This is a genomic window from Methanobrevibacter sp. UBA412, from assembly GCA_002495685.1.
Lineage (GTDB): Archaea > Methanobacteriota > Methanobacteria > Methanobacteriales > Methanobacteriaceae > Methanobrevibacter_A > Methanobrevibacter_A acididurans.
Map to the genome: position 1 here is coordinate 78,427 of DAGJ01000024.1, position 9,609 is coordinate 88,035.

Here is a 9,609-nt window from a genome sequence, read left to right on the forward strand (position 1 = left end):
GATTTTATATGGATAAGCAAAAATTAAAAACAATTGCTAAAGCTGCGGCTATTATCATTATCATCATGGCCTTTTGTTTTGTACTTAGGGCTCATGCAGCAGATATTTCTATCATCCCTGATGATATGAAAGCTACTTATCAAGATTCTGATGGTTTGCCTTACTTTAGTGAAATGGATTCATATTATAATTTACGTATGACTCAAGATTATTTGGATCATGGATATTTTGGTGATACTCAAGTTAATGGAACTACTGTGGATATGCACAGGTCTTCACCTGATGGGGTGAATACGACTTTTGATCCAATGATTTCATGGGTAACTGTGGGATTATATAATGTTGCTAATATGTTTCATTCTATGTCACTTAAAGAAGTGGCATTTTGGGCAGGTGCTATAGTTTCTTGTTTAGCAGCTATACCTGCATATACAATAGTTAGACGGGTTACGAATGATTATGGTGCGGCTACCGCAGCTATAATGGTTACTTTAGCCCCTAATTACTTCTCACATACATTCGCAGGATTTTTTGATACGGATATGTTCAATGTAACATTACCATTATTCATATTTCTGTTCTTTATTGAAAGTATAAGAAGCGATAATCCAAAACTTAGAATAATCTATTCAATTTTAACAGTGCTTACAGTAGCAATCTTTTCCATTTCATGGGTAGGATACACTTTCTATGCTGCCTTATTAGTTTTAATGGCTATAGTATACTATGTTTTAGCATATTTACTTAAAATGGATGTTATTGAATCTGTTAAAAACTATGATAGTAAATTCCAATGGTTTATTAATCAAAGAATGTTATGTTCAATTATAGTTATCATGGTTATTGGAATAATTGGTGTTACTTTAATAAGTGGTATAGATTCAGTAAGTTCAACTATTTCAGGTTTATTAAGTTTACTTTCCTTGCAAAGTGCTGGAGGAGGAACTGCTGTTTCAGGATTCCCTAATGTATTTATTTCTGTAGCAGAAATGCAAATTCCAACTCTTTTAACTGGAGGTATTTCTGGAGCATTTTTAGCTAACTCTCAATCCGTAGTTAATGGTATTGGTGGAATAGTTGCATTATTTGCAGCATTAGCTACCCTTTACTTATATACTAGTAGATTATGGAAATTACGATTAGTTTCAACATCTATTGAAAAACATACTGGAAAACCTTCTAAAAGCAAAAGAAAATCTGCAGCTCAGAAAAAAGATGAAAATAATAGATTCAACTTAGCTATTAAAGATTTAACTTCTTTAGGTGGTTCTGATGATGTCAATAAAGATAAACGTCTTACCCTATTATACTTTACAGTATTAATGGTTTGGACAATATCATGTATTGTAGCTGTAACTCAAGGTACTAGATTTATCATGACATTAATGATACCTTTAGGTCTTTGTGTGGGAATATTCGTAGGTTATGCAGCGGATTATATAAAAGCTAAAGTAGAGGATGAAAGAAGATTATTCTTAATCTGTTTAATATGTTCCTTTTTAGTATCTTTCCCTGTTGTAGAACAAGTAAATTTCTTATCTGGAATTATATTATTTGTTGTTTTAGTTATAGTATCTGCTATCGCAGTTTATGGTGGAAAATTCTTTAAAGAATCAGATATTTCTCTTAAAAAAACTGCAGCAGTTTTATTAATTACTCTAGCTTTAATTTCTCCAACAGTTTGTGGAGCTTATCAAACAGCTTCTCAAGTTGTACCTGGTGCTAGTGACCCTATGTGGAATTCTATGCAATATATTAATGGAACTGCAAATAATACTATATCTAGTGATGCGGTAATAGAATCTTGGTGGGATTACGGTTACCTATTTGAAATAGCTGCTAATAAGCAAACAGCATCAGATGGAGGTGTACAATCTGGGGATAGAGCTTTCTGGATGGGTCGTGCTATGACTACATCTAATTTAGATTTATCAAAAGGTATTCTGCAGATGTTAGCCACAACTGGTACTAAAGCAGGTGAAACTTTAAATAGTTATAATGGTAATAACAGTTCTCAATCAACTGATATACTATTACATACATTAGCATTACCTAAATCTGATGCTAAGAATATGATGATGAATAATTATTCATTAACTTCAGCTCAAGCAGATAATGTATTACAATATTCACACCCAGATAATCCAAAAGATGTTGTATTTGTAGCAAGTTCAGATATGCTTCAAAAAGCTGGTTGGTGGACTTACTTTGGTACTTGGAATTTTGCAGAGCAAAATAGTACAAGTTTACAATATATGGTATCTACTACTACGGCAAATATCACTCCTGGACATAGTGGTACTATTCCTTTATTAGATGAAAATGGTATTTCATTTAATGCTGTTATTAATAGAGGAGCTAATGGTACTAATAACACTACAGGTCAAGTGCAAGCAGTATTTGATAATAATAATACCACTGTTGAAGTAAATAACACAACTTATAATCCATTGAAAGCAAGTAATTTAATGGTTATTGAAGACAATTATCTTACTAAAAATGAGAGTATTCATGGTGCAACTGATGGAAATTATACATTATTTGTATTAGGTAATAATAATACGTATAATGCTATATTAATCGATAATAAATTAGTTGATTCTATGTTCACAAGACTATTCTTATTAGGTGGTAATGGTCAAAATCAATTCCAATTAATACATATGGATAGTGGAATTTCATTATGGAAAGTAAATAATAATGCTAGTTCTACTAGTTCAACCAATCTTACTAATTCAACGGGTTAAAATTAAAATTTAATATTTTTAATTATTTTTTAATATAAATATAAAAATGAAGTTTTAATAAACTTCATTTAAACTATTTATTTTCTTATTTTTTTTTAAGTACAATTTTTTTTAATATATTCTTTAAACAAATTTTATAAACTATGAAAAACAAAATTATATTATAATAGTTTATGCGATACTATTTTTTTAAAATTTTTTATAATTAAAAATAACTTGGTGAGTAAATGGATATTGATGATAAAATAAAGGAGATTGAAGAAGAAATTCAAAAAACTCCTTATAATAAAGCTACCTCTCACCATATAGGTAAATTAAAAGCTAAGATTTCTAAATTAAAAGAAGAATCTATTCAAAGAAAAAGTTCTGGAAGTAAAGGTCAAGGATTTAGTATTAAAAAAAGTGGGGATGCTACTGCTGTATTAGTAGGTTTTCCATCAGTAGGTAAATCTACTCTATTAAATGAATTAACCAATGCTGAAAGTAAAGTAGGAGCTTATCAATTTACTACCTTAGATATTATTCCTGGAGTTATGGAATACAATAATGCTAAAATTCAAATTTTTGATATTCCTGGAATAATTACTGGTGCTTCAAGTGGTAAAGGTAGAGGTAGAGAAATTCTTTCAGTTGCTAGAACTGCTGATTTAATAATTGTAGTGTTAGATGTTTTCAACCCTCAACATTTAGAAGTAATTATTCGAGAACTTAGAAACATTGGTATAAGACCTAATGAGAAAAAACCAGATGTTACAGTTCATAAAAGAAGATTAGGTGGAGTTCAACTTTCTTCAACTGTTGAATTAACTTATTTAGATGAAAAAACAATTAGATCAATTCTTAATGAGTATGGAATTCATAATGCTTCAGTTTTAATTCGTGATGATGTTACAATAGATCAATTTATTGATGCTTTAGAAATTAATAGGACTTATATTCCAATGGTTACTCTTTTGAATAAAGTCGATTTAGTTGATAAAAATCACTTAACTGAAATTAAAAAAACAATTCCTGATTTTATACCTATTTCTGCAGATAAAGACATGAACATAGATAACTTACGTGAAATAATATTTGAAAAATTAAATCTTATTAGAGTTTATCTTAAACCTCAAGGTAGAAAAGCTGATATGGTAGATTCATTAATTATTAAAAAAGGGTCAACTGTTATTGATGCCTGTGGAAAGTTACATCGAGAATTTGTTAAGAATTTTAGATATGCTAAGATTTGGGGAACTTCAGTTAAATTTCCTGGTCAAAAAGTTGGGCCTGATCATGTTTTAGATGATGAGGATGTTCTTAGAGTTATTTTAAAGAAATAATTTTTCATGGATTTTTTTATTATGATAAATGGAAATAAAATAATTTTTATAACAGGCACCCCATGTGTGGGTAAAACTTCAGTAGCTTCTAATTTGTTTGATTATTTTAAAAAAATTTTTAATACAAAATTAATTAAGATTAATGATTTTGCTTTTGAAAATGATTTAGTTTTAGGTGAAGATTCTAAGAAAGGTTATAAAGTAATTGATGTTGATTCTTTAGATGAAAAATTAAATCATGATATAAAATTATTTTTTAATTCCGATTTGGATAAACCTATTTCAAAGTTGGTTATTGTTGAAGGTCATCTTTCTCATCTTTGCAGTAATTGCGATAAATGTATTGTATTAAGGTTAAATCCGAGAATTCTTGAAAAAAGGCTTAAATCTAGAAATTATTCAAAATCTAAAATTAATGAGAATTTAGAAGCTGAAGCTTTATCTGTATGTTCTGCTGAAGCTTATGATATTCATGGAAATTTGGTTAATGAAGTTGATACTACAAATAAATCTGTTGATGATGTAACAAGTATAGTTAAAGAGATAATATTGAATGATGCATCTTATCCTGTAGGTAATATAGATTTTATGGATTGGTTTTTGGATAATTAATTGTTATTCTATTTTTAAATCAATTTTTTTAAATTAAGGGATTATTTTACAATTTTGTTTTTATAAAAAATTTATTTAATAGAAAGCCTTTTTAAATAAGAAAAACATAATGTTGTTTAATATTCTTCTTGTATTCTATGGTTCAGATTAACTTTCATGATTTTGTTTTAAATTGTTTTATCTTTTTAATACATTATTTAAATAGCTAATTCTATTATAGAAATTTTTCATAACCAAATTATGGGGAGAGTATAAATTGAAAAGAGGAAAAAGACCTAATTGGATGTTAAATATAGCTAAAGAACGTATGGATATTCTTTTTTCATTAGCTGAAAAAGAATTTATTGAGTATCCTGAAAGATCTCATAGGTACGTTGAATTAGCTAGAAAAATATCTACTAAATACAATGTAAAAATTCCTCTTAAATGGAACCGACGATATTGTAAAAATTGTTATAAGTTCCTATTTCCGGGTCACAATTCTACCATCCGGCTAATTAATGGAGAAGTTAATATAATATGTGGTGAATGTGGCCATATCATGAAAATTCCTTATATTAAGGAAAAAAAACTTAAAAGGAGAGCTAAAATTGACTCTTACAAAAAAAGAGATAATGAATAAAAGCCTTTCCGCTATGACAATAAACATTGGTAAATCTGGAATTAATGATAACGTTATCGAAGAGATTAAACGTCAATTAAAAGCCAATAAAATTGTTAAATTACGATTTGCTAAAGGAATAGCAATCAATAAAGATGATTATATTAGTGACATTGTAAGTCAAACAAAATCAAAACTTATTGACATTAGAGGAAATGTTGCTGTTATTTATAAAAGATCTTAAATTTTATTTAAATTTAGAGTTACAGACACCAGTCTTAAATTTAAATTATTAAGATTTTATGACTTAAAAAATTAAAAAACGTGGAGAATAAATATATGAGTACTGTATATGATGTTCCTGCAGATGTATTAATTAATCATGTTGCAGAAGAACTTAAAAAGAATGATAACGTTAGTGCACCTAAATGGTCTAACCTTGTTAAAACTGGTGTTCACAAAGAAAGAAAGCCAGAAAATAGAGACTGGTGGTTTATAAGATCTGCTTCTTTATTAAGAAGAGTATATATCGATGGCCCAGTTGGAGTTAAAAGCTTAAGAACATTTTATGGTGGGAAAAAAGATAGAGGAGTTAATCCTGAAAAATTCAGACAAGGTAGTGGAGCTATTGTCAGAGGTGCTCTTCACCAATTAGAAGATGCTGGATTTGTTCAAAAAATTGATGCTGGAAGAATTGTTACTCCTGAAGGTAAATCTTTCTTAGATAAAGCTTCTAATGAATTAATCAAAGATATCCCTGAGCTTGAAAAATACTAAAAATTTTATAATTTATTATTTTAAAAAAATTAATTTAATATTAAATTTTATAATAAGCTAATTATTAGCTAAATTTTATGGAGACTGTTATATGAGCGAACTTGATGAATTGCGTCGTAAACGTATGGCTGAATTACAACAACAAGCAGGTAATCAACAACAAGCTATGCAACAACAAATGCAACAACAACAAATGCAACAAGAAATGGAAAAAGAAAAGAAGCAAATTTTAATGCAGATTTTAACTCCAGAAGCTCGAAGTCGGTTGACCAATCTTAAATTAGCTAAGCCGGATTTAGTTAATCAAATTGAAATTCAATTAATTCAATCTGCTCAATCAGGTAGTTTAAGAGGTAAAGTTACTGATGAACAACTAAAAGTACTACTTAGTCAAATATCTGGACAAAAAAGACAAATTCATATTACTAGAAAATAGATTGTTTTAATATGAAAGCTTGTGTTCTTTATAGTGGAGGGAAAGATAGTTCATTGATGGCTGTCATACTTTCACGTTTGGGTTATGATGTTGATTTAGTAACTGTGAATTTTGGAGTATTTGATTCTTATATTCCTGCTTCTATGTCTGCTAAATCATTAAATTTTAATCATGTTGTTTTTCATATGGATCAAAGTATTTTGGAAGAAGCCGTTAAAATTATCATGAATGATGGATTTCCGAATAATGGTATTAAGTACCTTCATGAAGAAGTTTTAGAGGCTATTTCAAGTAAATATGAAATCATTGCTGATGGTACTAGACGAGATGATAGGACTCCTAAAATAAATAAAGATCAAATTAAAAGTTTAGAAGATAGACATAATATCCAATATGTGAATTTAGATAGTTTTGGTTATAAAATGATAAATTCATTGGTTTCAAAACTTTTTGAATTATCTTATGAAAAAAGCAATAAGGAAAATAGTTCAGATTATGAAGTTGAAATTCGTTTATTAATAGATGAAAAAGGTGGAAATTCAAGTCAAATTTTCCCTGAACATTATCAAACAAATGTTTGTGGCTTTAAACAAAAAATTTAATTCATTAAATTAAATATTATTATTAACTAAAAATTGTGGTGGAAAAATGAGTAGAAATAAACCATTAGCTAAAAAGCTTAGAATGGCTAAGGCTAATAAACAAAACAGAAGAATCCCAATTTGGGCTTATGCAAAAACCCAACGTAAATTAAGATACAGACCTAAACCAAGACATTGGAGAAGAAATAATTTAAAAGTATAGGGGTTAATTAATATGGAAAGAGTATATACAATACCACTTAGAGATGTTAAAAAAGCACCTAGAACTATTAGAGCTGCAAAAGCTATGAGAGTTATTAGATCTTTTTTAGAAAAACACATGAAATCTGAAGACATTATTTTAGATTCTTCTATAAATGAAAAAGTTTGGGAAAGAGGAATTCAAAAAATTCCTTCTAAAATAAAAGTCAAAGCAGTTAAAGATGATGATGACGGAGTAGTAGAAGTTACTTTAGAAGAATAATTGAACTATTTATAATCATCGTAATAAAAAAATTTAAATTAATTAAAAGGAAAGGGGCATTATGCTTAAAAGAATAGATCTTACTGGAAATCCAAATTTAGGAGTTTATATTTCAGTTAATGAAGACTTCGCCATTGTTCCTTTAAACCTCCCTGATGATATGGGAGATATTATAAAAGAAACTTTAGATGTTGAAGTTATTAAAAGCTCTATTGCAGGTAGTAATTTAGCAGGAGCTTTAACTGCAGGTAATTCTAATGGTTTTTTAGTATCCTATTATACTGATGATAGAGAGATTAATAAATTAAAATCTTTAGGTTTAAATGTTTCTCGACTTGAAGATAAATATACTGCAGTAGGTAATATTATTGCTGTTAATGATACTGCAGCTATCGTTAGTCCTTTCATATCTGAAAATTCAGTTAAAACAATTGAGGATGTTTTAAATGTCACAGTTGAACAAACATCAGTAGGTGGTTTAGATATCATTGGTTCTTTAATGACTGTTACTAATAAAGGTTTCCTTTTATATAGAGATTCCACTCCTGCTGAAATTAACTTTGTTGAAGATATTTTCAAAGTTCAAGGGGATATTGGAACTGTTGGAAGAGGTATTACACTTGTTGGAGCTTGTTCAATAGCTAATTCTAAAGGAGTAATAGTTGGTGAAAAAACTACTGGTCCAGAAATGGCTAGATTAGAAGAAGCTTTAGGATTTTTAGATGACTAAAAATTTTTATATTCAAATTAAATAGATAATGAATTAAATAGTATTCATTTTATGAGGGATTATTAATGCAAACAAAAATATATAGAATTAAAGGTAAATTTGTTCTTGGTGAAGAAGTCCAAAAATTTACTAAAGAAATAAAGGCTTTCAAAGAAGAAGATATTTATGAAAAAATTTATTCCATTTTTGGAAGTAAACATAGTTTAAACAGAAAACAAGTTAAAATAGAAGATATTACTGAAATTAGTGCTGATGAAGTAGTAGATCCTGTTTTAAAAGCTATATTATAATTGATAAAAGGTGTTTTTAATGGAAGATCAGCAAAAATTAGAACAAATTGTAAATGAAATCAATATGTATAAAGAACAATCTGAATTATTACAACAAGAAGTTGCTAATGTTCAACAAACAATTGCTGAAGTTAATACTTTAGAATCTACTATTGATGATATGAAAGAAAAGAAAACTGTAGAAGCTTTAGTACCTGTTGGTGCTGGTTCTTTTATGAATGCTGATATTAAAAACGATGGTAAAATTGTTATGAGTATTGGTGCAGGAGTTGCTGTTGTAAAAAATTATGAAGAAGCTAAAAATACGGCAGAATCACAAAAAAAGCAATTAGAAGATAATCTTGCTAATTTATATAATAATCTTCAACAAATTTCTGATGTTGTTTCTCAACTTTCTCCACAAGCTGAACAATTAATGTTGAAAGTTCAACAATCTAAACAACATTAATACTTTTAACTTTTTTTATTTATTAAATGTTTTATTGATAATTTTTACTATTTTTACTATTTTTACTATTTTTACCTAAATAAATTTTAGGCATTTTTTTAACTTTTTTTTAATTAAGTTTATTAAATTTAAAAAACATAAAATTTAATTAATAAATGATTTTTAAGATAATTATATTATAAAAAGGAAGGTAATAACTTGTTTGAATCATTAAGAAAGAAATTTTCAGAAACAAGTGGGAAATTAACTAAAAAACTTGAAAATGAAGCTGAAGAAGAAGATAATATTGAATCTAAAGAAACTGAAGACATAATAACAGATGTGTCTGATGAAGTGAGTTCTAGTGTTGATGATGGTTTTGAATCTTTATCTGATGTTGATGGTGTGTCTGATGGTTCTGATTCTCAGGATGTTGAAGATTCTGACTTAGAAGATAATGAGAAATCTGGATTTTTTTCTTCTTTTAAACGAGATTCTAAAAACAAAAATGAATCAGACAATGAAGACATTATAAGCGAAAATGATGATGATTGTTCAGACTTATCATCTCAAAGTAAAGATAATGAGAAATCTGGATTTTT

Annotated in this window: 13 protein-coding genes and 1 pseudogene; all 14 read left to right on the forward strand. The window is 27.9% G+C overall.

Translation table 11 applies throughout. The features are described 5' to 3' along the window. Positions 1-8: 8 nt before the first annotated feature. Positions 9-2,747: an STT3 domain-containing protein gene (locus tag BP997_RS07615; RefSeq protein WP_413829073.1), complete on the forward strand. Its 2,739-nt coding sequence runs from the start codon at positions 9-11 to the stop codon at positions 2,745-2,747. A 227-nt stretch (positions 2,748-2,974) separates the two neighbouring features. Next, positions 2,975-4,069 carry an OBG GTPase family GTP-binding protein gene (locus BP997_RS07620; RefSeq protein WP_409198099.1) on the forward strand — a complete coding sequence of 365 codons (1,095 nt, stop codon included), beginning with the start codon at positions 2,975-2,977 and terminating at the stop codon, positions 4,067-4,069. 21 nt (positions 4,070-4,090) lie between these two features. Beyond that, positions 4,091-4,681 carry an adenylate kinase family protein gene (locus BP997_RS07625; RefSeq protein ID WP_409198098.1) on the forward strand — a complete coding sequence of 197 codons (591 nt, stop codon included), beginning with the start codon at positions 4,091-4,093 and terminating at the stop codon, positions 4,679-4,681. Between the two features lie 256 nt (positions 4,682-4,937). Further along, positions 4,938-5,303 carry a ribonuclease P protein component 4 gene (locus BP997_RS07630; protein WP_409198097.1) on the forward strand — a complete coding sequence of 122 codons (366 nt, stop codon included), beginning with the start codon at positions 4,938-4,940 and terminating at the stop codon, positions 5,301-5,303. Continuing rightward, on the forward strand, positions 5,272-5,526 hold the full coding sequence (locus BP997_RS07635) for a YhbY family RNA-binding protein (RefSeq protein ID WP_409198096.1): 255 nt from the start codon (positions 5,272-5,274) through the stop codon (positions 5,524-5,526). Before BP997_RS07630 ends, BP997_RS07635 begins: the two co-directional genes overlap by 32 nt. A gap of 95 nt (positions 5,527-5,621) precedes the next feature. After that, complete coding sequence (locus BP997_RS07640; protein WP_409198095.1) at positions 5,622-6,059, forward strand: 30S ribosomal protein S19e; 438 nt, start codon at positions 5,622-5,624, stop codon at positions 6,057-6,059. A 91-nt stretch (positions 6,060-6,150) separates the two neighbouring features. Then, a complete protein-coding gene (locus BP997_RS07645; RefSeq protein WP_409198094.1) occupies positions 6,151-6,495 on the forward strand; it encodes a DNA-binding protein in 345 nt (114 codons plus the stop codon). An 11-nt stretch (positions 6,496-6,506) separates the two neighbouring features. Then, positions 6,507-7,097 (forward strand): DUF7411 family protein, encoded by a 591-nt coding sequence (locus BP997_RS07650; RefSeq protein WP_409198093.1) that lies wholly within the window; start codon positions 6,507-6,509, stop codon positions 7,095-7,097. Positions 7,098-7,143: 46 nt separating this feature from the next. Further along, positions 7,144-7,299 (forward strand): 50S ribosomal protein L39e, encoded by a 156-nt coding sequence (locus BP997_RS07655; protein ID WP_409198092.1) that lies wholly within the window; start codon positions 7,144-7,146, stop codon positions 7,297-7,299. A 12-nt stretch (positions 7,300-7,311) separates the two neighbouring features. Beyond that, entirely contained in the window at positions 7,312-7,560 is a 249-nt protein-coding gene (locus tag BP997_RS07660; protein ID WP_409198091.1) for a 50S ribosomal protein L31e, read from the forward strand. Positions 7,561-7,621: 61 nt separating this feature from the next. After that, the gene (locus tag BP997_RS07665; protein ID WP_409198090.1) at positions 7,622-8,290 is read left to right on the forward strand and encodes a translation initiation factor IF-6; all 669 of its coding nucleotides are present in this window, start codon (positions 7,622-7,624) and stop codon (positions 8,288-8,290) included. 65 nt (positions 8,291-8,355) lie between these two features. Then, the gene (gene rpl18a, locus BP997_RS07670) at positions 8,356-8,580 is read left to right on the forward strand and encodes a 50S ribosomal protein L18Ae (protein ID WP_409198089.1); all 225 of its coding nucleotides are present in this window, start codon (positions 8,356-8,358) and stop codon (positions 8,578-8,580) included. Positions 8,581-8,599: 19 nt separating this feature from the next. Then, on the forward strand, positions 8,600-9,028 hold the full coding sequence (gene pfdA, locus BP997_RS07675) for a prefoldin subunit alpha (RefSeq protein ID WP_409198088.1): 429 nt from the start codon (positions 8,600-8,602) through the stop codon (positions 9,026-9,028). Positions 9,029-9,226: 198 nt separating this feature from the next. Further along, a pseudogene (locus BP997_RS07680) lies at positions 9,227-9,609 on the forward strand (hypothetical protein); the annotation flags it as partial.

What these genes read in the sequence shown, in the direction of transcription:
- BP997_RS07615 (WP_413829073.1), top strand. Translation starts at nt 9, where the DNA reads ATGGATAAGCAAAAATTAAAAACAATTGCTAAAGCTGCGGCTATTATC.
- BP997_RS07620 (WP_409198099.1), top strand. Translation starts at nt 2,975, where the DNA reads ATGGATATTGATGATAAAATAAAGGAGATTGAAGAAGAAATTCAAAAA.
- BP997_RS07625 (WP_409198098.1), top strand. Translation starts at nt 4,091, where the DNA reads ATGATAAATGGAAATAAAATAATTTTTATAACAGGCACCCCATGTGTG.
- BP997_RS07640 (WP_409198095.1), top strand. Translation starts at nt 5,622, where the DNA reads ATGAGTACTGTATATGATGTTCCTGCAGATGTATTAATTAATCATGTT.
- BP997_RS07645 (WP_409198094.1), top strand. Translation starts at nt 6,151, where the DNA reads ATGAGCGAACTTGATGAATTGCGTCGTAAACGTATGGCTGAATTACAA.
- BP997_RS07650 (WP_409198093.1), top strand. Translation starts at nt 6,507, where the DNA reads ATGAAAGCTTGTGTTCTTTATAGTGGAGGGAAAGATAGTTCATTGATG.
- BP997_RS07655 (WP_409198092.1), top strand. Translation starts at nt 7,144, where the DNA reads ATGAGTAGAAATAAACCATTAGCTAAAAAGCTTAGAATGGCTAAGGCT.
- BP997_RS07660 (WP_409198091.1), top strand. Translation starts at nt 7,312, where the DNA reads ATGGAAAGAGTATATACAATACCACTTAGAGATGTTAAAAAAGCACCT.
- BP997_RS07665 (WP_409198090.1), top strand. Translation starts at nt 7,622, where the DNA reads ATGCTTAAAAGAATAGATCTTACTGGAAATCCAAATTTAGGAGTTTAT.
- rpl18a (WP_409198089.1), top strand. Translation starts at nt 8,356, where the DNA reads ATGCAAACAAAAATATATAGAATTAAAGGTAAATTTGTTCTTGGTGAA.
- pfdA (WP_409198088.1), top strand. Translation starts at nt 8,600, where the DNA reads ATGGAAGATCAGCAAAAATTAGAACAAATTGTAAATGAAATCAATATG.